This window comes from Halarchaeum salinum (assembly GCF_039520965.1).
Lineage (GTDB): Archaea > Halobacteriota > Halobacteria > Halobacteriales > Halobacteriaceae > Halarchaeum > Halarchaeum salinum.
Genome location: NZ_BAAABL010000084.1, coordinates 33077 through 59086 on the forward strand (window position 1 = coordinate 33077; position 26010 = coordinate 59086).

Sequence of the window (26010 nt, forward strand, 5' to 3'; positions counted from 1 at the left end):
ATGCCGGCACGCACTCGCGCGAAGGTCTGCGGGCTGACGAACGCCGACGACGTTGCGGCGGCCGTCGAGGCGGGCGTCGACGCCCTCGGGTTCATCGTGGACGTGCCGGTGGACACGCCCCGCGAAATCGACGCCGAACGCGCGGCCACGCTCGTCGCGGACGTCCCGCCGTTCGTCTCCACGGTGCTCGTAACGATGGCGGAGCCCGACGACATCCCGACGCTCCACGAAACCGTGGGGACTGACGCGGTGCAAGTCCACGGCGACGTCACCCCGGAGGCGCTCGACGCGCTCGCAGCCGACCTCGACGCCTCGCTCGTGAAGACGGTGGACGCGACGGATCCGGAGAGCGCGCACGCGTACGCCGAGTGTGCAGACGCCCTGCTTGTCGACTCGACGGACGCGTCGGGTGCGGGCGGCACGGGGCGGACGCACGACTGGACGGCGACGCGCGACCTCGCCGCCGGACTCGACGTGCCGATCGTCCTTGCCGGTGGCCTCACCCCGTCGAACGTCGCGGAGGCGGTACGAACGGTCGAACCGTACGCGGTCGACGTCGCTTCCGGCGTCGAGGCCGAGGGCGGCGTGAAGGACCGCGACGCGGTCCGGGCGTTTGTCGGGAATGCGACGAATGCGTTCGATGAGGTCGAGGAGGTGTCAGCGTAATGGCGTTCGACGTGACGCGCGAGGCGTTCGTCGAGCGTGCGGCCGGCGACGGGCCGGGCGTCGTCTACGCCGAGACGGAACTCAACGCCGACATCACCCCGCTGGGCGCGTACGCGGCGCTCGCGGACGGCGACTACGCCTTCCTCCTCGAGTCCGCCGAGAAGACCGCGGCCTCCGATCCGGGCGGCGCGTTCCGACCGCGCGACGGGGCGGGTGATCGCCACGCGCGCTACTCGTTCGTCGGCTACGACCCGGATGCAGTCGTGAGCGCGACGCCCAACGGTGCGACGGTCGAGCGACTTGCGGACACGCGCGCGGCGGCGAGCGTGACGCCCGGCGACGGCGACGTCCTCGACCAGCTGCGCGGTGCGCTCCCGGACGCAGAGCGCCGTGGCTTCCCCGAGAGCGAGCGCCAGCTGCTCGACGGCGGGCTCGTCGGCTTCGTCGCCTATGACGCCGTCTACGACCTCTGGCTCGACGAGGTCGGCGTCGAGCGCCCGGAAACGCGCGTCCCGGACGCCGAGTTCGTGCTCAACACTCGCGTATTGCGTTTCGATCGGGCGACGGGGACGCTCTCGCTCGTCTGCACACCCGTCGTCGATCCCGACGCGGACGACGTCGAGGCGATCTACCACGATCTCGTCGCCGAAGCAGAGCGCGTCGAGGCAGCCTTGGCGGACGCTGATGCGCCGGAAACGGGTGGATTCGATCGCATGGACGAACATGCCGGCCCGCAGGCGGAGTACGAGGAGGCGGTCGAGCACGCGAAGGACGCGGTGCTGGACGGCGAGATCTATCAGGGCGTCATCTCGCGGACGCGCGAACTCGAGGGAGACCTCGACCCGCTCGGACTCTACGCGTCGCTGCGGGAGATCAACCCCTCGCCGTACATGTACGTCCTGAAGCACGGTGACCGGACGGTCGTCGGCGCGAGCCCGGAGACGCTTACGAGCGTCCACGGCGAGGAGGTGTTGAACAACCCGATCGCAGGGACGTGCCCGCGCGGGACGAGTCCCGTCGAGGACCGCCGGCTCGCGGGCGAGATGCTCGCGGACGAGAAGGAACGCGCGGAGCACACGATGTTGGTCGACCTCGCGCGCAACGACGTCCGGCGGGTCAGCGAGGCCGGGTCGGTCCGCGTCCCCGAGTTCATGCGTGTGCTGAAATATAGCCACGTCCAGCACATCGAGTCGACGGTGACCGGCCGCCTGCGCGACGACCTCGACGCCTTCGACGCGATCCGGGCGGCGTTCCCTGCGGGGACGCTCTCGGGCGCGCCGAAGGTCCGCGCGATGGAACTCATCGACGAACTCGAACGCACGCCGCGAGGGATCTACGGCGGCGGCGTCGGCTACGTCTCGTGGACGGGCGACGCGGACATCGCCATCTGCATCCGGACGGCGACGGTCGAGCACGGCGCGGGGGCGGACGGTACGGATATCGTTCGCGTGCGTGCCGGCGCGGGCGTCGTCGCGGACTCCGACCCGACGAGCGAGTACGAGGAGACGGAGAAGAAGATGGGTGGCGTGCTCGATGCGTTGGACACGATCACGCGGATCCCCGAGGAGGCCCCGCGATGAAGGTCGTCTTCATCGACAACTTCGACTCGTTCACCTACAACCTCGTCGAGTACGTCAGCGAGCAGCCGAGCGTCGAGACGGCGGTGTTGAAGAACACGGCGTCGCCCGCCGACGTCGCGGCCGAAGACCCGGACGCGCTCGTCATCTCTCCCGGGCCGGGCCACCCGAAGAACGCGCGGGACGTCGGCGTCACCGCGGACGTGCTGACGGGGCTCAGCCACGACGTGCCGACGCTCGGCGTCTGTCTGGGCATGGAGGCCGCGGCGTACGAGTACGGCGGGGCGGTCGGACACGCGCCCGCGCCCGTCCACGGGAAGGCCTACCCCGTAGAGCACGACGGCGAGGGCGTCTACCGCGACCTCGAACAGGGCTTTCAGGCGGGGCGCTACCACTCGCTGATCTGTACCGAGATCCCGGACTGCTTCGCCGTCACGGCGACGACCGAGCACGACGGCGAGACGCTCCCGATGGGGATCCGCCACCACGACTACCCGATCGAGTGCGTGCAGTTCCACCCGGAGAGCGTGCTCACGGGCGTCGGCCACGACGTCGTCTCGAACTTCCTCGACTCGGTGCGCTAGAGGAACGTCGAGACGATCCAGAGCGCGCCGACGACGATCACCGCGAGCACGATGAGCTTCGAGGCGACGTTCAGCACGAACTTCCCGACGAAGACGGCGAGCAGCGCGGCGACGAGCGCGATGACGAGAGAGCCGAGGTCGCCCCCGGGGAGCCCGAGGACGAGCGGGAGTGTCGCGGTCGATGTGAGTGGTGCCATACGGTGAGCGTCGGCGGGTGAGACGAAAAGTCTGGGGGCACATACGGAGCAAGTCTGGGGCGCGTGCGGACCCGATGTCGCCACCGCATGATCGCCCGGGACCGCGGCGTCGACCGTCGCCGGTGAAGGTGAAAACCCCCCACCGTCGGCGCGATCAAGCGGGATCAGCCGACCACTTTCACACCGCTTTACGAGGGGTTATGGCCCTTCCGCGAATAGGGGCGTAACACGCGCGAGACCGCGTCGGGTGTGAGTCGTTCACCACCGATGGCCGTGAACGGAAACACTATGACCGGTCCGCCAGTAACGATTGGTCGTCTCGAACGACCCCTTAGCACCCACTACCTATGAGCCCGAAACCCACCTGTACGTCACGAGCAGCACGGAGGCACGACGCATGAGTTCGAACGACATCGGCGCGGACGAAGTCACCCTCCCGATCAAGCGCGTTGATGGCGACACGCTCGCCGAGCGGATGACCGAGAACGCGTACAACAACATCCTGCCCGCACGCTATCTCCGGCAGAACTCCGACGGCGACCTCATCGAGGACCAAGAGGACCTCTTCGATCGCGTCGCGAAGAACATCGCGCTCGCCGAGGCCGTCTTCGAGGCGGAGAAGCAGGGCGTCGACGTCACCGTCACGCCCGACCAGGTGAAACCCGACCACCCGCGTCGCGACGAACTCGTCGCGGAGATCTTCGGCGAGGACGTCGATCTCGACGACGACGTGTCGATCGACCTCACGGAGGAGAACGTCAATAAGTTCGCCTACGAGACGGTCGTCCCCGAACTCCCCGACGAGGTCCGCGAGCACGTCGAGGACACGGCCGATCGCTTCGAGGAGCTGATGAGTCGGCTCGCGTTCATGCCGAACTCGCCGACGCTGATGAACGCCGGCGACGAGCTCCAGCAGCTCTCGGCGTGTTTCGTCGACTCGCCGGCCGACGACCTGACCGACATCCACCAGACCGCAAAGGAGGCCGCGGAGGTCTTCCAGAGCGGCGGCGGGATGGGGTACGCCTTCTGGCAGCTTCGCCCGTACGGCGACCCCGTCGGCTCGACGGGCGGCATCGCCTCCGGCCCGATGACGTTCATGGAGACGTTCGACCAGATGTGCGAGACGATCGCACAGGGTGGGGCGCGCCGCGGCGCGCAGATGGGCGTCATGCGCATCTCGCACCCGGACGTCATCGAGTTCATCCACGCGAAGAACAAGGACGTCTCGCTGGCCCACTGTCTGAAGCTCAACGACCCCGACGACTACACGTACACCACCTTCGGCGAGGCCTTAGAGGAGGCCCGCGACCTCATCGACGAGGACGGTAAAGTCCCGAAGCACCTGCGTAACGCCGTCGAGGGCCATCTCTCCAACTTCAATATCTCCGTCGGCGTCTCCGACGACTTCATGGCGGCCCTGCAGAACGACGAGGAGTTCACCTTCACCAACCCGCGCACGGGCGAGCCCCACATCGCCACCGCGGAGACGAAGGAGATGTACGAGCGCTACGACCTCGGCGAGCACGTCGAGGTCGGCGAGGAGTTCTCCATTCCCGCGGAGCTCGTCTGGGAGCGCATCGTCGAGGGTGCCCACGAGAACGGCGAACCCGGCGTCGTCTACCTCGATCGGGCGAACACGGAGCACTCCTTCGACACGGAAGCGCACCCCGAACATGAAATGTTAGCGACAAATCCTTGCGGCGAACAGCCGTTGGAGGAGTACGAGGCCTGCAACCTCGGTCACATCAACCTCTCGACGATCGTCGCCGACGACGCCCCCGACTGGCGCGTCTGGAGCGAGAACAACGAGTACGACACCCTCGAGGAGGGAATCGATCGGTTCCTCGCCGAGGCCCTCGACCACGAGGAGTTCGACTACCGCATCGAGACCGGCACCCGGTTCCTCGAGAACGTCGTCACGATGTCGGACTTCCCCGTCCCGGAGATCGAGGAGAAGGTCTCCGAGATGCGCAAGATCGGCCTCGGCATCATGGGCCTCGCGCAGCTCTACGTCCAGCTCGGCATGCGGTACGGCGACGAGCCCGCGAACGAGGTCGCGAGTCAGGTGATGCAGCACATCAACCACGGCTCGAAGTCGGCCTCCCACGAGCTCGCCGAGGAGCGCGGCTCCTTCGACGAGTGGGACAACTCGAAGTACGCGGATCCGACCGCGTACGCCGAGTGGTTCGCACACCACACTGGCGAGGACCCCGAGGCGTACGCGGAGGGGTACGCGATCCGCAACCACAACACGACGACGATCGCCCCGACGGGAACGACGTCGATGGTCGGTAACACGACCGGCGGCTGTGAGCCCATCTACAACGTCGCCTACTACAAGAACGTCTCCGACGACGTGCAGGGCGACGAGATGCTCGTCGAGTTCGACGACTACTTCCTCCGCACGCTGGAGGCCAACGACGTCGACGTCGACGCGGTGAAGGAGGAGGCCCAGGAGCAGATGGCGAACAACGAGTTCGACGGCGTCACCGGCCTCACTACCGTCCCGGACGCCATCGGCGAGCTCTTCGTCGTCACCGCGGACCTCACCGGCATCCAACACGCCGCGGTCCAGTGTGCGTGTCAGGACGGCGTCGACTCCGCCATCTCGAAGACGTGTAACTTCCCGAACTCCGCGTCCGTCGAGGACATGCGCGAGGTGTACGAGTACATCTACGACCACGGCGGGAAGGGCGTCACCGTCTACCGTGACGGCACGCGCTCGAAGCAGGTGCTCACGACGCGCGCCGACAACACCGAGTTCTCCGACATGGAGGAGAACGAGGCCGCGGAAGCGATGCTGGAGAGCATTCAGGAGACCTTCGGCGACCTCGAAGGCTTCCTCGAGAACGAGGAGGTCCGGAGCGCGGTCGGCGAGGATGTCGACGACCTCGTCGAGATCGACGTCGCGCCCTCGGGCGCGCAGAAGCGCCCGCGTCCCGACGTCCTCTACGGCGTCACCCAGCGCATCGACACGGGCTACGGGAAGCTCTACGTGAACATCAACGAGGACGAGAACGGCCGGCCGTTCGAGCTCTTCGCCAACATCGGGAACTCGGGCGGCTTCACGGCCTCCTTCACCGAGTCGCTCGCGAAGACCGTCTCCACGGCGCTACGCGCGGGCGTCGACCCCGACGAGATCGCGAGCGAACTGCAGGGCATCCGCTCGCCGAAGGTCGCCTGGGACAAGGGCGAGCAGATCAACTCCATCCCGGACGCCATCGGGACCGCGATGCGCCGCTACCTCGACGGCGAGATCGACAAACAGGTTCCCAAACAGCAGAACCTGACCGAACTCGCCGAAGAGGGCGCAGAAAGCGTCGAGACGGACGGTGCGGGCGCGGCGGGCGTGGACGTCGGTGACGCCACGTCACCGAACATCGACGTCGGTGACGACCTCGCGACACCTGAGGAGTCCGAAGCCGACGACGACGCGACCGCCGACCTGCTCGCGGCCGGCGAGAGCCCCGAGTGTCCCGAGTGCGGTGCGATGGACCTCTACTACGCCGAGGGCTGCAAGACCTGCCAGTCGTGTGGCTGGTCCGAGTGCTCGTAAGATAGCGGCGTAGCGGAACCCGCAGTCTCTTCTTTTTGCGGTGTGACGGACGCGTATGAGCGACGCCGCGAACGACGGGGGCGACGAACGTGGTGGGCGACCCTGTCCGCTGTGCGAGACGCCGATGCACAAACGTCACTGTAAATACGTCTGTCCGAGCCACGGCGTCGTCTACGATTGCGCGGATACCTTCTGGTAGTTCACCGCTCGCGCCACCACGCGTACGCCGGGCCGACGACGACGAGCACGCCGACCGCGGCGATCCCGACGACGAGACGAGGATCGACGGTGACGTCGGCGACGGCGAAGTGATCGAGACCGGCACCGAGGGCGACGGCGGCGACGGTCCACGGGAGTTCACCGAGGAGCGTGCCGAGCGCGAACGCGCCGACCGAGACGCCGCCGGCACCCGCCGCACCGGAGATGGCTTCGGCGGGCGTAGGGACAAGCCGGGCGGCTGCGACGCCACGAACGCCGCCTGTGCGCTCGAAATACGCCGCGCTTCCGCCAGTGAGTCGCCCGACGAGGCCGTCGGCGTCAGTCGGGAGCAGACGACCGGCGTAGTACGGAAGGAGGCTCGTGGCGACCGCACCGCAGAGCGCGATCGGGAGACCGAGGAGGAAGCCGTAGCGATAGCCACAGAGCGCCGAGAGGATCGTGATCGGCCACGCGAAGAGGGGGCGGATCACGTAGAGCGCGACGAGGAGGAGCGGGAACCACGGGCTCGTAAGGAGGGCGCGGACGTGGCCGAGCGCCGCCGACGGCGAGACGAGGAGGGCGGCGGTCACGACGAGCACGACGGCGGCGACGGCGACGACACGCACGCGTTGGCTCCATGTCACGACCCGCGGCTACGTGAGCGGCCGGAATAGGTCTTCTTCTCCCGTCCGGTGGCGCTATGTGGGCGGCGATCCGAGGGTAGCGTAGTGACGCGAGAGGACCGGGAGCGCACGATCGACGACAGTGGGATGGGCGAGGAGGCGTCCTTGGATGACCCGCGGTTCCGCGCCGACTCGACAGCGGACGGAGCGACCGCGGGAACCGACGCCGATACCGACACTGACGGCGACACTGACGCCGACGCCGACGGCAGCCCCGCGACCCCACCCACGGACGCCGATCCGATCGAACTCGGCGTCGCGCTAATCGAACGCCTCGAGGACGACGAGCTGTCGATGGCGGAGCTGATGGACCGCGTCGAGACGGTGTCGACGCACCCGCGAATCGTCCGCGAGATCATCGAGGCCGCGGAGGAGCGCGGGCTCATCGAGCGCGACGGCGCGACGGTGCGACCGCAGGGCGGCGGCTACGTCCGCTTCGGCGCGGACGTCGTGACGAAGGAGGGCGAGTTCTCCTGTCGACGCTGTGGCACCGGGCTCTCGAAGGGCTACTTCATTCGACTCGACACAGGCGAGATCGGCCCGTTCGGCTCGTCGTGTATCCGGAAGGTCACCGGTCGGGAATAGCGTCGAGGGCGTCCTCGATGCGCGCGTGCTGTTCGTCAAGCGCGTCGAGTTGGGCGTCGATGGCCCGGCGCTGGCGTTCGAGGGTGTCGCGTTGCGCCTCGGCGCGATCGCGCTGGTCCGCGAGCGCGTCCCGTGCGGCCTCGAGTTCGGCCGCGAGCGCGTCGAGGTCGACGGCAGTGGCGTGGTCGTCGGAGTCGGCCGCGGCGGGCGCGCTCGATTCAGTCTCGGCCGACGGGCGTGCCGGCTCGGACGGCGTCGCGTCCGTCGGTGTCGCAACCGACTCGCTCGTGCCGGGCGTGTCCGCGTCGTCGCGGAGTGTCTCCGCGCTCAGGTCGCCCGTCGCGGCCGTTTCAGCACTCGAGTCCTCCGCCGAGGCTGTACCGGCACTCGCGTCCTCCGCCGAGACCGTCCCGGCTTCTTCGTCGTCAACTATATCCGGGGTCGTGTTCCGCTCCGGCGCGTGCCGGTTCCCGCCCGCCGCCGCGTCGCTTCGCTCCCGGCCTCGCTCGCCGATGACGTCGATACCGGAGTCCGCGAAGGCGATGGCGGTATCGTCGTCGGTCTCGGCGTCCGTGGCGTCGGCCTCAGCCTCGTCCTCGTCGTCCTCGCGCATGGCCTCGCGGAACGCGGCCCGCGAGGAGACGCTGTGGGCCTCGTAGAGGGCGTCCTCGACGGTCTCGCGAACGTCGCGGAACTGCTCGTTCGGCACCTTGATGCGCTGGACGCGACCCGTCGTTTCGAGGACGAGCTGGCTCGCGACGCTCCCTTCCTCGGTGTCGAAGCCGGTGACGTCCGTGTAGTCGATTTCGTCGTAGTCGCCGTCCCAGACGGCCGCGCCGACGTGCCGGACGAGACGGCGGTCGGTCACGACGAGCGTGAGTTCGTTGAAGTGGTAGGTGCGCGAAACCGACTCGCCGGAGTCGGTGACGCCCGCGGCGCTCAACACGCCCGCGAGGACCGGGTGGAGGACGTCGTCGACCCGCCCGGAGGGGACGGTGAAGGAGCGCTCGCCGTCGAGGCCGTAGTCGAGAGTGAGCGTCGCCTTCCGCCGGCCGTCGTCGACGGCGATGCGCTCGGCGTCGTGGCCGAACTCCTCGACGGACTCGCTGCTGAGCAGGCCGTCGGCGTGGTAGACGATCGTCCGGGTCGGCGTGACGAACAGCGCGTCGTCGCCGCGAAGGGGCACGCGTGCGGCGACCGACTCGTCACTGAGCGCCGATGCGACGGCGGCGGGTACGTCCATACGCCGTCGTACGTGCGCCCGAGCATAAAATCGACGCCGTGTCGTGGGCCATGCATGCATTCGCCACCGTCGAAAGAGAACTTTAATAGGCAGCCTCCGATTAGGGACGGGTGAGCCCGGGTGGCTTAGTCTGGTCATAGCGCCGCACTCATAGGGTTCAGAGATTCGGTGCGGCAGTCACGGTGGCTGTGCGTGTCCCCCGAGGCCCGCCGAGCCTCGAACCTGGGACATGCGGAGGCCGAGGGTTCGAACCCCTCCCCGGGCACTCTACGAAACGTTCGAAACCCACGGAGCGATGGCCATATCCAGTTCGGCGACCGGCATGTCTGGGCCTGTCCGTCCAGTATCAGGCAAGCACGTGATCGGTGACGTCGCCGATCAGCGCGTCGTAGGTGGCGGCCCACGCCTCCTCCTTCGTGCGTGCGATGTCCGCAATAACGCGACCGACGCGATCACCGCCCGCTCCGAACTCCGTGTAGAGGCGCATGAAGTCCTCGGCGACGGCGTGCGCCTCCGAGAGCGAGGGGACGGCGGCGAGCTCGTACGTCTCGATCGACGTCTCGACGGTGCCGTAGCGGACATCGACCCGGTAGCCGCGCTCGTCGTCGGCGACGGCAGGGGGAACGCGTGAGGGCGAGAGGACGATCCGGAGTGGCTGGTCGAGGTGTTCGTACTCGACGACGGTACGCGGATCGTACTTTCGCCCGACGTCCTCCTCCCAGTCGGGATCGTCGCGCGTCCAGTTCGGCGGGACGGTGAGACCGTCACTCATGGCCCACAGTTCGAGCGGGCGTGTAAAACTACTACTGGCCCCGCGCTCGTCGGGACCGCTGACGACCATCCGGGCAAATCGAAGCGCTCTCAGGCGATTATAAACAGTCTCAGCGAGTCTACATTCGTTATGAAACGACCTCGAAATGGGATTTCACGCCCCGCGGCGGCGTGAAACGACCGGAACCATCGCGCCCCTATATGGACCGGGGGCGACATACATCGAGTGAGGTCAGCCCGACTATGACGAACCATCCACTCCACGACACCCCGCTGCGTCGACTCGGCGAGCACGCGGAGGGGGTCGCCCTCCTCCGCAGACCGATCGAGGCGCTCGGCTTTTGGAGCGCCATCGCCCTCCCCTTCCTCTACGTGCCGCTCGTCGTCAGCGGCCTGCAGACGACCGGGACGCGCTACGCGTTCGCGCTGTTGATCGCCCTCCACGTCGTCGCGCTCGTCGTCGGCCGCGAGTACAACGCCGACTGAGTACACGTATTCTCGCCGTGCATCGCGTTCGTTCCGATTTCCCGCGACCGCGACCGTCAGCCTACGCTTAGTCGCGAATACCGACCCGTTCGAGCTCCGCGTACAGCGCGCGGCGCTTGAGGAGGCAGAAGCCCGCGAAGACGATCAGGAAGCCGACGGCCGTCGTCACGCCGAGGGATTCGCCGAGGAGCCACCAGCCGACGAGTGCGGCGGCGACGGGGGCGACGTACGAGACGAGGTTCACCTCGACGGAGCCGAGGCGGTCGTGGAGGTCGAAGTAGAGCAGGAAGCCGAAGGCGCTCGCGACGACCGAGAGGTAGCCGAGCGCGCTAAGGGCCTCGACGGAGCGCGGGATCGTCTGTGGTTCGCCGAGCGCAAGGCTCGCCGCATTCAGCGAGAGCGCGCCGAGGAGCATCGCCCACGCCTCCATCGTCGCCGATGGGAGGTCGGTGTCGAGGCGTTCGGTGAGGACGCTCCCAAGCGCGAACGACGCGGTCGCACAGACCACGAGCAGGGTGCCGACGGCGTTCGAGTCGAAGAGCACGGAGACGTCGCCCGCGGTCACGACCGCCGGCGGGACGACGATGACGATAACGCCGACGAACCCACAGCAGAGGCCGAGGACGCCGAGCGGCGAGAGGCGGTCCCCGGGGAGAAGGAGGCGGTCGAACGCGGTCGTGAGGACGGGACCGAGGCTGACGACGACGGCGGCCGTGGCGGCGGTCACGCCCGGACGGCCCTCGCCGACGAAGAGGAACGCGTGATACGCGGCGATGAGGAGCGCGCCGCCGACGGCGACGGTGAGCCACTCGCGGCGTGTCCGCGGTCGCCACCGGTCGGTGGTCGCGGCGGCGTACGCGAACATCAGGACGGCGGCGACGTCGAAGCGGAGCGCCGCGAAGAAGACCGGCGGGACGTGTGCGAGGCCGGCCTTGATGGCGACGAAGGCCGACCCCCAGGCGACGGCGAGGACGCAGAACAGGAGGGCATCGCGGTATCGGGACACGGCGATGGGAGACGCCGGGGGTGACTCAACGTTTCGATACGACGCCAGCTATTCGTCGGGGTCGTCTCGACCCGCGGTCGCGGTCCGCTCGCGGTAGATGGCCCCGAGGACGTCCTGCCGGGCGATGATCCCGACGAGCGCGCCGTTCTCGACGACTGGGATGCGATTGACGTCCTCGTCCTCGTCGACGAGGACGGCGAGCACGTCGTCGAGCGACGCGTCCGGCCCAACGGTCCGCACGTCGCTCGACATCACGTCGCTAACCGGCCGTCCCGCGTTCTTCGCGAGGTCGAGTTCGACGTCGAGTTCGTCCCACGAGAGATCGAGGGCGTACGTCAGACTCTCGAGGAACGGTGGGAGGCCGAAGGGAACGTAGAGGGTGCGATCGCTCGGCTGGAAGATGTCGACGAGGTCGTGTTCGGTGACGACGCCGACGAGGTCGCCGTCCTCGACGACGGGGAACCCCGTGAAGTCGCGTCGGGAGAGCTTCGTCAGCACCTCGCTGATCTCGTCGGCCGGGGCGACAGTTTCGACGTCCGTCGTCATCAGGTCGCGAGCAGTAAGCGCCATACCCGACACCTCGGCGGCCGGGGATGGTAGTAGTTGCGGGGGCGGCACACGGTTTAAGTCCCCGCGGCAGGTAGCCACGAATATGGCCACCGTGGGCCGGCGACGGCTACGTGAGCTGTTCGACGACGCACCGACCCCGCACATCGCCCACCACCCGCGCACGCATCACCGGGAGTTTTACGTGGCGACGGACGGGTCGTTCGCCCCCGACGGCGGGGGCCTCGGCGTCATCATCGAGACGGGGAGCGGCGAGCGCGTCGCACGCCTCGCCGTCCCGGACCCGGCTCCGGACAACAACGTCGCGGAGTATCGCGCGCTTCACCTCGGGTTGGACGTGCTCGCACACCGCGCGCCGGCGGACGCGAACGTCGGCGTCCTCGTCGATCACAGCGCCCTCGCGGGCGACGTCAATCTCGCGGTATTGGCGGGACGCGGGGCGGAGTACCGCCCCGTACGTGACGTCTCGGTACCGGCCGGCGCGACGAACCACTGGCGCGGCATCCGCGCACGGGTCGCGGGCTTCGGCGAACTGCGCGCCGCCGACCTCCGGAGCAACGAGAACCCCGCACACGTCCTCGCGAACGCACCGAAGGAGTACGCACACGTCAACGACGAGCCGCCGCGCTGTCTCCTGCCGCGTGTCGAGACCGACGAGCCACAGATCCCGCCGCCGAGTCGGGCGAACCGCCACGCGGGGGATTAGGCGGCCCCGAGCGAAGCGAGGGGCCGCCGGACATGCGAACGGGGAGGGAACCGACCCGTGAGCAGCGCGTTCGAGGGGCCCCTCTCGGAAAAGACCGCGGACCGCTATTCGTCCTCTTCTTGGGCGTCCACGACCGCCACGCCCGCGAGGTTGACGATGTCGCACCCACCGTTCCCGCCTCGCTGCGCTCGACGGCAAACCGGGAGGGAAAGGCCGCTTACTCTTCTTCTTCCTGGGCGTCCACGACCGCGACACCGGCGAGGTTGACGATGTCCTTGACCTCGTCGCCGCGCTGGATGACGTGAACGGGCTCGTCCATGCCGGTGAGCATCGGGCCGATGGCGTCAGCCCCACCGAGGCGCTGGAGGAGCTTGTAGCCGATGTTGCCGGCCTCGAGGTTCGGGAAGACGAGGCAGTTCGCCGGCCCATCGAGCTCCGCGAAGTCGTACGTGTCTTCGAGGATGTCCTCGACGACGGCGGTGTCGGCCTGCATCTCGCCGTCCACCTGAAAGTCCACGTTCGGGTCGTCACGGAGGGACGCGGCGGCCTCGGCGACCTTCTGCGTGCCCTCGGTCTCGACGCTGCCGAAGTCCGAGTAGGAGAGCATCGCGACGCGCGGATCGACGTTGAAACGACGGGCGAGCGCGGCGACGTGTTCGGCGATCTCCGCGAGCACGTCCGCGCCGGGGTCGGTGTTGACGGTGGTGTCGGCGCAGAAGATCACGCGATTCTTGAACGTCAGCATGTAGACGCCGGCGACGTACTCGGCGTCGGGCGCGGTGCCGATAACCTGGAGCGGCGGGCGGAGCGCCGAGGGGTAGTGGTGGGTGAGGCCGGTGAGGAGGGCGTCCGCGTCCCCCTGTTCCACCATCACGCTCCCGAGGTAGTTCGGGTCGCGCTCGACGAGCTCGGCGGCCTCGCTGCGCGTGACGCCGTCGCGTCGGCGGATTTCGTGGAGCCGGTCGGCGTACGCCTCGTAGTCGGCCTCGTCCGGATCGACGACCTCGGGGTCGAAGTCGAGGCCGAGGTCGGCGATCGTGGCGTCGATCGTGTCCGCGTCGCCGATGAGGACGGGATTGGCGACGCCCTCCTCGACCATCTGGGAGGCGGCGCGGATCATCTTCTCGTCGTCGCCCTCGCCGAGCGCGACGCGTTTCGGGTCGCTCTTGGCCTTGTTGAGGACGACGCGCATCATCTCGCGCGATTTACCGAGGCGCGCTTCGAGCCGGTCGCGGTAGTCGTCAAGGTCGAGGTCCGTCCGGGCGACGCCGGCGTCCATGGCGGCCTCGGCGACGGCGGGCGCGACCTCGAAGAGCACACGGGGGTCGACGGGTTTCGGGATGATGTACTCCGGGCCGAACTGGAGCGGCTGGTCCCCGTACGCTTTGACCACTTGATCCGGCACGTCCTCGCGGGCGAGTTCCGCCAGCGCCTCCGCGCAGGCCACCTTCATGTCCTCGTTGATCTCCGTCGCGCGGACGTCGAGCGCGCCGCGGAAGATGAACGGGAACCCCAGGACGTTGTTCACCTGATTCGGGTGATCGGAGCGCCCCGTCCCCATGATGACGGTGTCGTCGCGGGCGTTCTTCGCCTCCTCATACTCGATTTCGGGATCGGGGTTCGCCATCGCGAAGATGATCGGTTCGTCGGCCATCGAGCGGACCATCTCGGGGGAGACGATGTCCGGGGCGGAGAGGCCGATGAAGACGTCCGCGTCGGACATGGCGTCCGCGAGGTCGCCGTCGGGGAGATCCCGGGCGAACTCGGCCTTGTGTTCGTTGACGTCGCCGTCGGCGACGCGGGACTCCGTGATGATCCCCGTGGAATCGCACATCGTGATGTTCTCCTGTCGCGCGCCGAGGGAGACGTAGAACTTCGCACACGCGATGGCGGACGCGCCCGCACCCGAGATGGCGATCTCGACGTCGGCGATGTCCTTGTCGGCGATGTCGAGGGCGTTCAGGAGGCCCGCGCCGCTGATGATGGCGGTGCCGTGCTGGTCGTCGTGGAAGACCGGGATGTCCATCCGCTCGCGCAGTTGCGCCTCAATCTCGAAGCACTCGGGAGCCTTGATGTCCTCCAGATTGACCCCGCCGAACGTCGGCTCCATCGCCGCAACCGACTCGACGAACGCATCGACGTTCGTCTGATCGAGTTCGATGTCGAAGACGTCGATGTCGGCGAAGCGCTTGAAGAGGACGCCCTTCCCCTCCATGACGGGCTTTGAGGCCTGCGCACCGATGTCGCCGAGGCCCAGCACCGCCGAGCCGTTCGAGACGACGCCGACGAGATTCCCCTTCGCCGTGTATTTGTAGGCATCCGTCTCGTCTGCGTCGATCTTCCGGCAGGGCGCGGCGACGCCGGGCGAGTACGCGAGCGAGAGATCCCGTTGCGTGTTCGTCGGCTTCGTCGTCGCGATCGCCAGCTTTCCTGGTGGTTCGCGCTCGTGATACTCCAACGCGTCTTCGTCCAGACCCATACCTCCAGTAGTGATTTCAACGATTATAAAAGGTCGAGGACGACGGATGTCGAAGATTCTGGATCACTCGAGGGAGTAGGACGCCGCGGGGCGCGCCGCATCGTCTCACTCCGTCGGTCGTTTCCGGCCGATCCGCTTGGGTATCGGAGCGATCAGCGTCATTCCATGGGGAAAGCGTGTTAACGACTGCGACGAAAAGAAGACTGTCATGGACGACAGCGACCGACGAACGTACCTGAAAGCCACCGGAAGCGCTGCCGTGGCGCTGGCGCTCGCCGGGTGTACTGGCGGCGGCGGGAGTGGCGGCGAATCGAGCGACGGCGACGGCGAAACGAGTGGAAGCGACACGACGACGATCACGGCCGGGACCGCACCCGGGTTCCCGCCGTTCGAGATGAAGGAGGGCGGCGAGCTCGTCGGGTTCGACATCGACCTGCTGTCGGCGGTCGTCACGGAGGCTGACGGCTACGAGCTCGGTTCGTGGCAGGAGTACGCATTCGACTCGCTCGTTCCCGCGCTCACGTCGAACAAGATCGACGTCGTCGCCGCGGGCATGACGATCAACGACGAGCGCGAGCAGCAGATCGACTTCACGAACCCGTACTACAACGCCGATCAGGCGATCATCGTCCGCGAGAACGGCGACTTCTCACCGTCGTCGCTCGCGGATCTCTCGGGGCACAAGGTCGGCTCGCAGTCCGGCACGACCGGCGAGGGCGTCGCGAAGGAACTCATCGAGAAGGGGACGCTCAAGGAGTCGAACTACAACACCTACGACAGCTACGTCTTCGCGGTACAGGACCTCGAGAACGGCAACATCGACGCGGTCATCCTCGACCTCCCGGTCGCCCAGACGTTCGCGGACCAGCGCCCGGTGTCCATCGCGTTCACGTACGAGACCGGCGAGCGCTACGGCTTCGGGATCCGGAACGGCGATGACGACCTCCAGTCGGCCCTGAACGAGGGGCTGGCCGCCGTGCGGGACTCCGGGAAGTACGAAGAGCTCCGTAACGAGTGGTTCGGCGGGTCGAACCAGTAGATCGATGGCCGACCCGGTGTTGGCTCTCGGTGCGCTTTCCGCCGACTGGCAGTACGTCTTCGGGAACGTCGACTACCTGCTCGGCGGGCTATGGGTCACGGTCAAACTGACCGTCGCCAGCCTCCTCGTCGGCTTCGTCGCGGGCCTCCCCGCCGCGATCGTCGAGGTGTACGGCGGGCGATACAGCAGTGCGCTCGTCAGGAACGTCGGCGTCGTCCTGCGCGGGACGCCGATCGTCGTCATCATCATGCTCGCGTACTTCGCGTTCGGCATCTCGCCGGCGTTCGTCGCCGCGACGGCCGCCCTCGGCTTCCGGAGCGGCGCGTATCAGACACAGATCTTCCGCGGGGCGATCGAGAGCGTCGACGGCGGCCAGATGGAAGCCGCACGCGCCGTCGGCCTCTCGAAGGTACAAGCGATCCGCCACGTCGTCCTCCCGCAGGCGCTCCGTCGAAGCGTTCCCGGCTTCCAAAACGAGATTACCATCGTGCTCAAGGACACCTCGATCGCGTTCGCTATCGGGCTCGCCGAACTGTTCACGAAGAGCGCCGACCTCTACCAGAGCATCGGGCACACGACGGCCACCTTTGAACTCATCGTCTTCATCAGCGCGATTTACTTCGTGCTGACGGTCGCGACGAACCGCTCGCTCGAGATGCTGAACGACGCCGTCGCGATCCCCGGAGGGAACGGCCGATGAGCGACGACCCGCTTGTCCGTGTCGACGACCTCCACAAACGCTACGGCGACGAGGAGGTGCTGAAGGGGATCTCCTTCGAGATGGAGAGCCAGGACGTCCAGGTGCTCGTCGGGCCTTCCGGATCGGGCAAGTCGACCCTGCTCCGCTGCGTCAATCGACTCACCGAGTTCCAGGGTGGCGAGATCACCCTCGATGGCACGCCCGTCACCGAGATGGACGTGGACGACCTCCGCCGACAGGTCGGGATGGTGTTTCAGGACTTCAACCTGTTCGCGCACCTCACGGCCAAGCAGAATATCATGCTCGGACCGCGCCGGGTCCTCGGGAAGTCGGAAGAGGAAGCCGCCGAGCGCGCGCTCGACGAACTCGAACGCGTCGGGCTCGCCGAGCAGGCCGGCTCCTACCCGGCGGAGCTCTCCGGCGGGCAGAAACAGCGCGTCGGGATCGCTCGCGCGCTCGCGATGGACCCGAAGCTTATGTTGTTCGACGAGCCGACGAGCGCGCTCGACCCCGAGCTCATCGGCGAGGTCGTCGAGGTGATGGAGGACCTCGCCGACGGCGGGATGACGATGCTCGTCGTCACCCACGAGATGGGGTTCGCCCGCGCGGCCGCGACCGACATCATGTTCCTCGACCAGGGGACGATCGTCGAACACGGCCCGCCCGAGCAGTTATTCGAGAACCCCGAACACGAGCGCACCGCACAGTTCTTGGAGCGCCTCACGCGACTCCACGGGGAGACGCGATGAGCGACGGCGAGGCCGGAACCGGCGTCGCTCCCGACGTCCGCACGGCCGGGCCGAGCCGGTCGTACGCCGCGGGGGTGAAGTACGTCGCTGGGGCGATCCTCTGGGGATGGGTCTTCCTCCGCTGGGGCAACGACTGGCTCGGCGGCGTCATCGTCCCACGGGGAGAAGCGTTCATCCCGCCCGCGACGGTGAGCGCGGTCGGCGAGGCCCTCCCGGTTCTCTCCGGTGTCGCGAACGGCCTTGCGTTCGCCATCCAATACCTCCCGAACCTGGTGAACGCGCTGTGGCTGACCGTCCTCATAACGCTCATCTCGATCACGCTCGGGTTCCCGATCGCGGTCGCGCTCGCCGCCGCGCGCACGTACGGCCACTACACGAGCTGGCTCGCGCTCGGCTTCGTCGAACTCTTCCGCGGGACGCCGCTGCTCGCCCAACTGTTCGTCCTCTACTACGGGCTCCCGTGGCTCCCCGCGTTCTTTCGGAACCTCTCGTTCGTCGGGCAGGGGATCGTCCCCGCGCAGGCCGTCTGGGTCGCGATCGTCGGCTTCATCCTCAACTCCGCGGCCTACCAGAGCGAGTATATCCGGGGTGCGATCGACAGCGTCGACCCCGGCCAGCTGGAGGCGGGGCGCGCCGTCGGCCTCTCGAAGCGCAAGGGCATCCGATACGTCGTCCTCCCGCAGGCGCTGCGCTACGCGATCCCCGGGTGGACGAACGAACTCGTCTACCTGATCAAATACTCCTCGCTCGCGGCGTTCATCACCGTCCCGGAGCTGCTCTACCGGGCGCAATCGTTCGCCTCGGATACCTACCGGTACACGGAGCTGTTCGTGCTCGCCGGCGTCCTCTACCTCGGGCTTGTCGTCACGGCCTCCTCGCTGATGGGGTATGTCGAGGACCGGGTGGCGATCCCGGGGCTCGGCAACGCCAACGGCCGGTAGGCCCGCTGACGCCCGGTCGGCCCGTCGGCGGCTGACCAGGGTGGAAGTCCGAAACCATTTGTAGCGCCTCGTCGTCTCCACGCTATGAGCGACGCAGACGCGAGCGGGGAGGAGTACGTCCGGACCGCGGAGGAGGTCGAGAACGCACGGCAGGACGTCGTCGCCGTGAACAACGCCGACGAACCGCAGGGGCTCGTCAACCGCCTCGACGCCCACACGGGCGACGGCGTCCGCCATCGGGCCTTCACCTGCATTCTCTTCGACGAGGATGGACGCGTCCTCCTCGCTCAGCGCGCCGCACGCAAGCGTCTCTGGGACACCCACTGGGACGGCACCGTCGCCTCCCACCCCGTTGAGGGCCAATCGCAGGTCGAGGCGACCGAGGAGCGCCTCGAAGAGGAGCTCGGCGTGACGCCCGATCAGTACGGCGAGCTGACGATCACGGATCGCTTCGAGTACAAGCGCCACTATCACGACGAGGGCGTCGAATGGGAGGTCTGTGCCGTCCTCCAGGCGACGCTCCACGACACGAGCCTCGATCCGGACCCCGAGGAGGTCGGGGGCGTCCTCTGGGCGGACTACGAGGACCTCTGGGCGAACCCGCGACGGTATCGCCAACTACGCTTTTGCCCGTGGTTCGACATCGCGCTCCGGCGCGACCTCACGGGCGAGGCGGCCCCCGAAGCCGGCGGCCCGCGGGAGTAACGCGAGATCAGAGCCCACCGACCGTCCGGTCGACTCGCGGATCGTCCGGACAGAAGCGCGGCGCGACACGCCACGAAAAAGGAGCGTCGCAGCGACAGCGCACCGAGAAGACAGGTCGTGATATTGCGAGGGGACGGAGCGATGCGAGCGGCTACGAGCGCGTCGCCTGCACGGACCAGAGCCCGACGACGGCGAGGATGAGCGCGGGCACCATCGCGACCGCCATGTACGCGTTCCGGTAGCCGAGGAAGGAGGGCGGCCAGACGTAGACGACAGTGGGCGCGACAATCCCGGCGAAGACGAGCGTAACGACGAGCACCCACGACTGGCGGTCGTCGAGCCCGTCCTCGTCGTCAGCGACGGTCACGGGGTCGTGGAGATACGTCCCACCGTCGTCGTCGCGTTCGCGTGCCATTATCCCAGAGTATTCGAGTGGAGCCCAAATCCCTGCCGATTCAGGACGGACAACGGCTTTGGCGCTGGCGGAGCCACGTCCGACATGGTCGATTTCCAGTCGCGGGACACGCGGCGCATGGACGACGACGAGAGGGCGGAGGCGAAGGACGAATCGGCGGACGACGAGGGTGAAGAACACGACCACGGCGACCACGAAGGCCACAGCGATCACGGTCATCACGCACACGACGCCGAGTCGGTGATGTTCGGCGTCGTGACGGTGTCGTCCTCGCGGGAGGCGGACGACGACCCGAGCGGTGACGCGATTGTGGCTCTCATCGAGGACGCCAGCCACGAGGTAGCAGCACGCGACCTCGTCGACGACGATTTCGACGATGTGCAGGGGACGGTGGACCGCCTCGTCCGCGACGACGGGGTCGACGCGGTCGTCACGACCGGCGGGACGGGCGTGACGCCGGACGACGTCACCGTCGAGGCCGTCGACGCGCTCTACGATAAGTCCCTGCCCGGCTTCGGTGAGCTGTTCCGCCGGCTCTCCTACGACGAGATTGGGACGCGCGTGGTCGGGACGCGCGCGACGGCGGGCGTCGCGAACGGCGTCCCGGTCTTCTGTCTCCCCGGAAGCGAGAGCGCCGTCCGTCTCGGCGTGAGCGACGTGATCCTCCCCGAAATCGGGCATCTCGTCGGATTGGCGCGACGCGACGAGGACGGGGCGGAAGCGGACGACGAACCCGGCGTGTCGCCGGAGAAGGGCGACGGGGACGAGGGATCGGAGGCGCAGGAGGGTACCGAGTGACGTCGAAGGACGACGTCCGCGAGCGGGTCTGGGACATGCTGGACGAGGAGGGACTCGCCCGGTTCCCGTTTCCGCCGCACGGCCGTATCCCCAACTTCGACGGGGCGCGCGAGGCCGCCGACCGCCTCGCCGCGACGGACGCGTGGCGCGACGCCGACGTAGTGAAAGCGAACCCAGACGCGCCCCAACTCCCCGCGCGACGGCGCGCGCTCCACGACGGGGAAACGCTCTACATGGCGGTGCCGCGCCTGCGCGACCCCGAGTGCTTCCTGGAACTCGATCCCACGCGGATCGGTTCCGACAACTTCGACCGCGCGCCCGCGCTCTCGAACGTCGACGACTACGCGGAGGCGGTCCGGCCCGCGGCGCTGGGTCACGTCGACCTCGTGCTCTCGGGGAGCGTGGCGGTGAGCGAGGACGGCGCGCGCATCGGGAAGGGCGAGGGGTTCAGCGACGTCGAGTTCGGCGTGCTCGTCGATCTGGGACTCGTCGACGACGGGACGACGGTCGCCACAACCGTCCACGAGCGACAGGTGTACGAAACCGCGACGTGGCCGGTCGAGGCGCACGACGTCCCGATGGATCTCGTCGTCACGCCCGAGCGTGTCGTTGCGGTAGACGGTCCGTACGAGCGCCCGTCAGGGGTCGACTGGGACGCAGTGAGCGAGGCCGACCGCGAGGAAATCCCGATACTCGGGGAGTTAGCGGTCGAGAGTGACCGATAGTTTATCTCGGAGAACGGCGAATCAAGCGGTATGTCCTCGGACGACGTGGGGGCGGCGGAAAACGCGGACGAGGGGCCAGACGAAGCCGCGCTCGCCGTCCGCGACACGGCGCTCGAGGGAGTGGACGGAACGCCGACCTGCACGATCTGTCCCGCGGACGCCGACTTCTACCTCCACGAGGCCGGGCGTATCTCGACGTTCGTCTGTTGGGAGCACGTTAGTCCGTACGCCGCAGCCGTGAACGGCACGCCGGAAGACGCGGATCGGCCGATCGCGGTGCCGCTCCCGTCGTTCAGGTGATGACTCGCCCGAAGAGCCCGCGTAGCAGCGCGAGCGGGAGCACGGCGTTCGCGGCCGTGTAGGCAGCGGTCACGACGATCCCGACGCCGGTCGCAAGCGCGGCGAGCCCGAGCGTCGCATCAACGGCCTCGGCGGACGGTCGGAGGAGTGTCCCGAGTCGCGACGCGGCACTCGCGGGCGACGAGATCGAGGGGCGCGAAAGCGATCGAATCGCGGCCACGAGATCGCTGCGGGACGGGAGTTGCGAGGGACGCGGAAGCGAAGGGCGCGAGAGCGACGGCGGCGACGGGAGCGAAACCATCTCAGCCGAGCGTTGGGGTGAGTTCCTCCGCGACCGCCGTTACGGGGAGGACGTCCGGGTGAACGGCGAAGTCGAGTTGACCGCGGACGAACTCCGGGACGGAGTCGGCAGTGTAGGCAACAGTGCGCAGGTCGGGGTTGATTTCGAGGGCGACGGGGATCGCGGTGGCCTCGCCGACGTCGGTGACGACGAGCAGGTCCGTGTCCTCGATACCGGCCTCGCGGAGGCGGTCGCCCGACGCGACGCCTTCGAGACGGGTGACGCTCGCGCCACGGGCTTCGAGGGCGTCGCCGAGCCCGCGATCGGGGCCGACGATGACGACGTTCATGAGCGAGAATAGGCGCGAGCGGGTAAGAAGGTGACGAGAGGCGCTACTCCATCGGGCCCATCGTCGCCGTGAACACGGCGACCGAACCGCCGTCGTTGCGCGCGCCGTGCACGACGCCACGCTCGAACGCGACGACGCCGGGCGCGCTTACCGATTCTTCCTCACCATCCCGGACGACGACGAGTTCGCCGGCGAGGACGTGAAAGACATTCGTCTGCTCGGGATGCTCGTGTGGTTCGACTTCCGCGCTTGGTCCGAGCGCGAACGCCTTCACGAGCGAGTCCGGCGTGTAGTGGAGTTCGGTCGTCACGACCTCACCCGCGGCGGCGTCGGTGTCGATCTCGTCGTAGAGCTTCATGCGCGAGTCGTCGCAGGACGGAAAGAAAGTCGTGGCGACGACGGTGCGGTGGTGGTTGTGGCGCTGACGGACGGCCGTACGGTGTCAGTGGCGAAAACCGCTCTGCGACTGTTCCGCGAGCGCTCCGCGCTCGCGGGAGTTTTTGGCCGAGCTTTTTGCCGCGAGCGCTCGCGGCAAAAAGGACGGAGTCTACTCGTATTCGATCGTCGCGGGCGGCTTGTGGGTGACGTCGTAGACGACGCGTGAGCAGTCCTCGACGGTGCCGGTAATGCGGCTCTGGAGACGTTGAAGGGTCTCCCAGTCGAGTTCCTGAGCTCGCGCAGTCATCCCGTCACGGGACTCGACGGAGCGGACGGCGACGACGTGGCCGTGCACGCGGTTGTCGCCTTTCACGCCCGTCGCGCGCCCGAGCACGGCGGCGAACGCCTGCCACGGGTCGTACTCCTCGAGCTCGTCCTCGACGATCGCGGTCGCCTCGCGGGCGACTCGAACCTTCTCCTCGGTGACTTCGCCGACGACGCGGACGGCGAGGCCGGGGCCGGGGAACGGCATCCGCTCCGAGATGACCTCCTCGAGGCCGAGATGGCGTGCGACCTCGCGGACTTCGTCCTTGTAGAGGTCGCGGAGGGGTTCGATGAGACCGTCGAAGTCCACGACGTCGGGAAGGCCACCGACGTTGTGGTGGCTCTTAATGTTCCCCTCGCTCTCGATGCGGTCGGGGTAGATGGTGCCTTGCACGAGGTAGTCGGCGTCGACTTCCTCCGCGACGGTCTCGAACTCCCGGATGAACTGTTCGCCGATGACGTGGCGTTTCTCCTCGGGGTCGGTGACGCCCTCGAGTTTGTCGAGATACCTCTCAGAAGCATCGACGACGCGCAGGCGCTCCATGTAGCCGAAGACCTCCTCGATTTCCTCGGTTTCGCCCTTGCGCATCAAGCCGGTGTCGACGTAGACGGGGACGAGCTGCTCGCCGACGGCCTCGTAGGCGAGCGCGGCGGCGGTCGAGGAATCGACGCCGCCGGAGAGGGCGATGATCGCCGTGCTGTCGCCGAGTTCCTCGCTGATCTCTGCTTTCGCCTCCTCGACGAACTCCTCAACGTCCACCATCAGTGGCTCACCTCCGTACCCGCGGTGACGTCCGCGCGCTCCATGACGGCGTCGAGGAAGCCGACGAACGGCGGGCTCGCCCGACTCGGCCGGGAGCGGAACTCGGGGTGGAACTGCGTCCCGAGGAAGAAGGGATGGTCCTCGCGCTCGACGATCTCCATGCGGTTGCCAGCGTGCCCGGAGAAGGTAAGGCCGCTCTCGGTGAGGCGCTCGATGTACTCGGGGTTCACCTCGTAGCGGTGCCGATGGCGTTCCGTGCACTCGGTGTCGCCGTACACGTCCGCGGCGAGCGTCCCTTCGTCGATCTCGGTGACGTGCGCGCCGAGGCGCATCGTGCCGCCGAGGTCCTCGAGGTCGTACTGCTCGGGCAGGAGGTCGATGACCGGATGCGGGGTGTCCTGCTCGATCTCGGCGGAGTGCGCACCCTCGAGACCGACGACGTTCCGGGCGTGCTCGACGACGGCGAGTTGGAAGCCGAGACAGAGCCCGAGGAAGGGGACATCGTGCTCGCGGGCGTAGCGGACGGCGTCGATCTTCCCGCGGGTGCCGCGCGCGCCGAAGCCACCGGGGACGACGACGCCGTCCGCGGTCTTCAGGCGCTCCTCATGTTCGTCGGTCATTTCGTCGGCATCGACCCAGTGGACGTTCACGTCGACCTGCTTTTCGAGGCCGGCGTGTTTCAGCGACTCGTGAATAGAGATGTAGGCGTCCTCTAAGGCGTACTTCCCGACGAGCGCGACGTCGACCTCGCCCTCGGCGTCGCGGGTGACGATGTCGCGCCACTCGGTCGAGCGCTCCTCGGTGGGGAGTGCGTCGTCCGTGATTGCGAGGCGCTCCATGACGTACTCGTCGAGGCCCTCGTCTTCGAGGACGAGCGGGACGTGGTAGATGTCCTCAACGTCCGGATTACTGAAGACGGCCTCGGTGTCGACGTCACAGAAGAGCGCGATCTTCTCCTTGACGTCCGGGTCGAGCTTCTCGGGGTTGCGCCCGACGAGGAGATCCGGCTGGAGACCGATCGATCGCAGCTCCTTCACGGAATGCTGGGTCGGCTTCGTCTTCTGCTCGCCATTCTTCGAGTTCGGGACGAGCGTGACGTGCGTGAAGAGGAGGTCTTCTTCGTCCTGCTCGTGGCTGAACTGCCGTAAGGCCTCGAGGTAGGGCATCCCCTCGATGTCGCCGACGGTCCCGCCGATCTCGACGATACAGACGTCCGTCCCCTCGGCGGCCTCGCGGATGCGGCGCTTGATGTCATCGGTGACGTGCGGAATCACCTGCACTGTCTTCCCGAGGTAGTCGCCGGCGCGCTCGCGCTCGATGACCTCCTGGTAGACCTTCCCGGTCGTGACGTTGTGGTCGGAGGTCATGTCGACGTCGAGGAAGCGCTCGTAGTTCCCGAGGTCGAGGTCGACCTCGCCACCGTCCTTCAGCACGTACACCTCGCCGTGCTGATAGGGGTTCATGGTGCCCGCGTCCACGTTGAGGTACGGATCAACTTTGACGGCGGTGACGTCGAAGCCCGCGTTCGTGAGGAGGCGACCGAGGCTCGCGGCGGTGATGCCCTTCCCGAGGCCGGACATCACGCCGCCGGTGACGAAGACGAACTTGTTCCCCAGTTCGGGGTCGTATCCGGTCTCCTGCGGCATACTGCGTCTGCGGCCGAAACGCTCAAAACGGTTTCGGAGGCGTTCGCGTCGTGCGACGATCTACCACGTCAACTGGTGCGTGATTCGCCGGACGTTCGTCCACCGAAGGCGGCCCGTAGTGCCCGTAGCCGCAACACTAACAGCGCGCCGCCCGACTCCCCAGTCATGTCCGACACCATGCGCGCGGTCGAGGTCCCGGAGTCCGGAGCCGACTTCGACGTCGTCGAGAAATCGGTCCCGGAACCCGACGCCGACGAGGTTCGCATCAGCGTCGAGGCCTGTGGGGTCTGTCACAGCGACGAGATGACGAAAGAGGGGGTCTATCCGCGCATCGAGTTCCCGCGCGTCCCCGGCCACGAAGTGGTGGGCCACATCGACGCGGTCGGCGACGACGTCGACGAGTGGAGCGAGGGCGAGCGCGTCGGCGTCGGCTGGCACGGTGGCCACTGCTTCACCTGCGAGGCCTGCCGCCGCGGCGACTTCATCAACTGCGAGAACGCCGAGGTGACGGGGATCGACTTCGACTGCAGCGTTGAATGCAAGACAGCGTCGGTATTGGAATTGTGATACTCAACTTTCCACCTATAGCTACGC

At 67.7% G+C, this 26010-nt stretch carries 29 protein-coding genes, 1 tRNA gene and 1 pseudogene; 18 read left to right on the forward strand and 13 right to left on the reverse strand.

What is annotated here, in order from left to right; genetic code table 11:
- From ABDZ36_RS13385 to trpG, 3 genes are read left to right on the forward strand one after another with little or no spacing between them, the layout of a single operon-like run.
- Complete coding sequence (locus ABDZ36_RS13385) at positions 1–666, forward strand: phosphoribosylanthranilate isomerase (protein ID WP_211312697.1); 666 nt, start codon at positions 1–3, stop codon at positions 664–666.
- The gene (gene trpE / locus ABDZ36_RS13390; RefSeq protein ID WP_211312698.1) at positions 666–2246 is read left to right on the forward strand and encodes an anthranilate synthase component I; all 1581 of its coding nucleotides are present in this window, start codon (positions 666–668) and stop codon (positions 2244–2246) included. The genes ABDZ36_RS13385 and trpE overlap by 1 nt, the downstream gene beginning before the upstream one ends.
- Positions 2243–2827 (forward strand): anthranilate synthase component II, encoded by a 585-nt coding sequence (gene trpG, locus ABDZ36_RS13395; protein ID WP_211312699.1) that lies wholly within the window; start codon positions 2243–2245, stop codon positions 2825–2827. The genes trpE and trpG overlap by 4 nt, the downstream gene beginning before the upstream one ends.
- Here trpG and ABDZ36_RS13400 read toward each other — a convergent pair.
- Positions 2824–3024, reverse strand: coding sequence for a DUF8029 family protein (locus ABDZ36_RS13400; protein ID WP_211312700.1), 201 nt, complete (start codon positions 3022–3024; stop codon positions 2824–2826). The genes trpG and ABDZ36_RS13400 overlap by 4 nt on opposite strands.
- Before the next feature lie 397 nt (positions 3025–3421).
- On the opposite strand from ABDZ36_RS13400, the gene ABDZ36_RS13405 reads away from it, so the two are divergent.
- Together ABDZ36_RS13405 and ABDZ36_RS13410 are read left to right on the forward strand one after the other, a co-directional pair.
- Positions 3422–6580, forward strand: a complete 3159-nt coding sequence (locus ABDZ36_RS13405) for an adenosylcobalamin-dependent ribonucleoside-diphosphate reductase (protein WP_211312701.1) — start codon at positions 3422–3424, stop codon at positions 6578–6580.
- A 55-nt stretch (positions 6581–6635) separates the two neighbouring features.
- Positions 6636–6779, forward strand: a complete 144-nt coding sequence (locus ABDZ36_RS13410; RefSeq protein WP_211312702.1) for an HVO_2523 family zinc finger protein — start codon at positions 6636–6638, stop codon at positions 6777–6779.
- Position 6780: 1 nt separating this feature from the next.
- Here the strand turns inward: ABDZ36_RS13410 and ABDZ36_RS13415 are convergent, their stop codons facing one another.
- A complete protein-coding gene (locus ABDZ36_RS13415) occupies positions 6781–7422 on the reverse strand; it encodes a TVP38/TMEM64 family protein (protein ID WP_343749355.1) in 642 nt (213 codons plus the stop codon).
- A gap of 84 nt (positions 7423–7506) precedes the next feature.
- Between ABDZ36_RS13415 and ABDZ36_RS14955 the strand changes: the two genes are divergently transcribed.
- The gene (locus ABDZ36_RS14955) at positions 7507–8046 is read left to right on the forward strand and encodes a DUF5830 family protein (protein WP_425545319.1); all 540 of its coding nucleotides are present in this window, start codon (positions 7507–7509) and stop codon (positions 8044–8046) included.
- On the opposite strand, the gene ABDZ36_RS13425 is transcribed toward ABDZ36_RS14955, so the two are convergent.
- Positions 8030–9289, reverse strand: coding sequence for a DUF7115 domain-containing protein (locus tag ABDZ36_RS13425; protein WP_211312703.1), 1260 nt, complete (start codon positions 9287–9289; stop codon positions 8030–8032). The two genes, ABDZ36_RS14955 and ABDZ36_RS13425, sit on opposite strands and share 17 nt — an antisense overlap.
- A 114-nt stretch (positions 9290–9403) precedes the next feature.
- Between ABDZ36_RS13425 and ABDZ36_RS13430 the strand changes: the two genes are divergently transcribed.
- Positions 9404–9554, forward strand: a tRNA-Met gene (locus ABDZ36_RS13430).
- An 81-nt stretch (positions 9555–9635) separates the two neighbouring features.
- On the opposite strand, the gene ABDZ36_RS13435 is transcribed toward ABDZ36_RS13430, so the two are convergent.
- Positions 9636–10061 carry a hypothetical protein gene (locus ABDZ36_RS13435; RefSeq protein ID WP_211312704.1) on the reverse strand — a complete coding sequence of 142 codons (426 nt, stop codon included), beginning with the start codon at positions 10059–10061 and terminating at the stop codon, positions 9636–9638.
- Between the two features lie 242 nt (positions 10062–10303).
- On the opposite strand from ABDZ36_RS13435, the gene ABDZ36_RS13440 reads away from it, so the two are divergent.
- A complete protein-coding gene (locus tag ABDZ36_RS13440) occupies positions 10304–10546 on the forward strand; it encodes a DUF8028 family protein (protein ID WP_211312705.1) in 243 nt (80 codons plus the stop codon).
- A gap of 67 nt (positions 10547–10613) precedes the next feature.
- Here the strand turns inward: ABDZ36_RS13440 and ABDZ36_RS13445 are convergent, their stop codons facing one another.
- Together ABDZ36_RS13445 and ABDZ36_RS13450 are read right to left on the reverse strand one after the other, a co-directional pair.
- Positions 10614–11552, reverse strand: coding sequence for a DMT family transporter (locus ABDZ36_RS13445; RefSeq protein WP_211312706.1), 939 nt, complete (start codon positions 11550–11552; stop codon positions 10614–10616).
- A 48-nt stretch (positions 11553–11600) separates the two neighbouring features.
- Complete coding sequence (locus ABDZ36_RS13450) at positions 11601–12122, reverse strand: CBS domain-containing protein (RefSeq protein WP_211312707.1); 522 nt, start codon at positions 12120–12122, stop codon at positions 11601–11603.
- Positions 12123–12204: 82 nt separating this feature from the next.
- On the opposite strand from ABDZ36_RS13450, the gene ABDZ36_RS13455 reads away from it, so the two are divergent.
- Positions 12205–12825, forward strand: coding sequence for a ribonuclease H (locus ABDZ36_RS13455; protein WP_211312708.1), 621 nt, complete (start codon positions 12205–12207; stop codon positions 12823–12825).
- A 217-nt stretch (positions 12826–13042) separates the two neighbouring features.
- Here ABDZ36_RS13455 and ABDZ36_RS13460 read toward each other — a convergent pair whose 3' ends face one another.
- Positions 13043–15304 carry an NADP-dependent malic enzyme gene (locus ABDZ36_RS13460; protein WP_211312709.1) on the reverse strand — a complete coding sequence of 754 codons (2262 nt, stop codon included), beginning with the start codon at positions 15302–15304 and terminating at the stop codon, positions 13043–13045.
- Between the two features lie 208 nt (positions 15305–15512).
- Here ABDZ36_RS13460 and ABDZ36_RS13465 point away from each other — a divergent pair, with 208 nt between their 5' ends.
- The 5 genes from ABDZ36_RS13465 to idi all read left to right on the forward strand — a co-directional run bounded on the left by ABDZ36_RS13465 (position 15513) and on the right by idi (position 19438).
- Positions 15513–16343, forward strand: a complete 831-nt coding sequence (locus ABDZ36_RS13465; protein WP_211312710.1) for a transporter substrate-binding domain-containing protein — start codon at positions 15513–15515, stop codon at positions 16341–16343.
- Between the two features lie 4 nt (positions 16344–16347).
- On the forward strand, positions 16348–17043 hold the full coding sequence (locus ABDZ36_RS13470; protein ID WP_211312711.1) for an amino acid ABC transporter permease: 696 nt from the start codon (positions 16348–16350) through the stop codon (positions 17041–17043).
- Positions 17040–17792 (forward strand): amino acid ABC transporter ATP-binding protein, encoded by a 753-nt coding sequence (locus ABDZ36_RS13475; protein WP_211312712.1) that lies wholly within the window; start codon positions 17040–17042, stop codon positions 17790–17792. Before ABDZ36_RS13470 ends, ABDZ36_RS13475 begins: the two co-directional genes overlap by 4 nt.
- Positions 17789–18733 (forward strand): amino acid ABC transporter permease, encoded by a 945-nt coding sequence (locus tag ABDZ36_RS13480; protein ID WP_211312713.1) that lies wholly within the window; start codon positions 17789–17791, stop codon positions 18731–18733. Before ABDZ36_RS13475 ends, ABDZ36_RS13480 begins: the two co-directional genes overlap by 4 nt.
- An 84-nt stretch (positions 18734–18817) precedes the next feature.
- Positions 18818–19438 (forward strand): isopentenyl-diphosphate Delta-isomerase, encoded by a 621-nt coding sequence (idi, locus tag ABDZ36_RS13485; RefSeq protein ID WP_211312714.1) that lies wholly within the window; start codon positions 18818–18820, stop codon positions 19436–19438.
- A gap of 151 nt (positions 19439–19589) precedes the next feature.
- Here idi and ABDZ36_RS13490 read toward each other — a convergent pair whose 3' ends face one another.
- On the reverse strand, positions 19590–19853 hold the full coding sequence (locus tag ABDZ36_RS13490) for a DUF7977 family protein (RefSeq protein ID WP_211312715.1): 264 nt from the start codon (positions 19851–19853) through the stop codon (positions 19590–19592).
- 84 nt (positions 19854–19937) lie between these two features.
- Between ABDZ36_RS13490 and ABDZ36_RS13495 the strand changes: the two genes are divergently transcribed.
- From ABDZ36_RS13495 to ABDZ36_RS13505, 3 genes are read left to right on the forward strand one after another with little or no spacing between them, the layout of a single operon-like run.
- Positions 19938–20651, forward strand: a complete 714-nt coding sequence (locus ABDZ36_RS13495; protein WP_211312716.1) for a MogA/MoaB family molybdenum cofactor biosynthesis protein — start codon at positions 19938–19940, stop codon at positions 20649–20651.
- Positions 20648–21376 carry a 5-formyltetrahydrofolate cyclo-ligase gene (locus tag ABDZ36_RS13500; protein WP_211312717.1) on the forward strand — a complete coding sequence of 243 codons (729 nt, stop codon included), beginning with the start codon at positions 20648–20650 and terminating at the stop codon, positions 21374–21376. The genes ABDZ36_RS13495 and ABDZ36_RS13500 overlap by 4 nt, the downstream gene beginning before the upstream one ends.
- 30 nt (positions 21377–21406) lie before the next feature.
- On the forward strand, positions 21407–21676 hold the full coding sequence (locus tag ABDZ36_RS13505; protein WP_343749356.1) for a hypothetical protein: 270 nt from the start codon (positions 21407–21409) through the stop codon (positions 21674–21676).
- On the opposite strand, the gene ABDZ36_RS13510 is transcribed toward ABDZ36_RS13505, so the two are convergent.
- From ABDZ36_RS13510 to pyrG, 5 genes are all read right to left on the reverse strand, one after another.
- Positions 21669–21977: a hypothetical protein gene (locus ABDZ36_RS13510; protein ID WP_211312718.1), complete on the reverse strand. Its 309-nt coding sequence runs from the start codon at positions 21975–21977 to the stop codon at positions 21669–21671. The genes ABDZ36_RS13505 and ABDZ36_RS13510 overlap by 8 nt on opposite strands.
- A 1-nt stretch (position 21978) precedes the next feature.
- Positions 21979–22305: a DUF7126 family protein gene (locus ABDZ36_RS13515; RefSeq protein WP_211312719.1), complete on the reverse strand. Its 327-nt coding sequence runs from the start codon at positions 22303–22305 to the stop codon at positions 21979–21981.
- 43 nt (positions 22306–22348) lie between these two features.
- Complete coding sequence (locus ABDZ36_RS13520) at positions 22349–22663, reverse strand: cupin domain-containing protein (RefSeq protein WP_211312720.1); 315 nt, start codon at positions 22661–22663, stop codon at positions 22349–22351.
- Between the two features lie 189 nt (positions 22664–22852).
- Positions 22853–23770 (reverse strand): glutamine-hydrolyzing GMP synthase, encoded by a 918-nt coding sequence (guaA, locus tag ABDZ36_RS13525; protein WP_211312721.1) that lies wholly within the window; start codon positions 23768–23770, stop codon positions 22853–22855.
- Positions 23770–25416 (reverse strand): CTP synthase, encoded by a 1647-nt coding sequence (pyrG, locus tag ABDZ36_RS13530; protein WP_211312722.1) that lies wholly within the window; start codon positions 25414–25416, stop codon positions 23770–23772. Before pyrG ends, guaA begins: the two co-directional genes overlap by 1 nt.
- A 177-nt stretch (positions 25417–25593) precedes the next feature.
- Between pyrG and ABDZ36_RS13535 the strand changes: the two are divergent.
- Positions 25594–25941, forward strand: a pseudogene (locus ABDZ36_RS13535) (alcohol dehydrogenase catalytic domain-containing protein); the annotation flags it as partial.
- Positions 25942–26010: the final 69 nt, after the last annotated feature.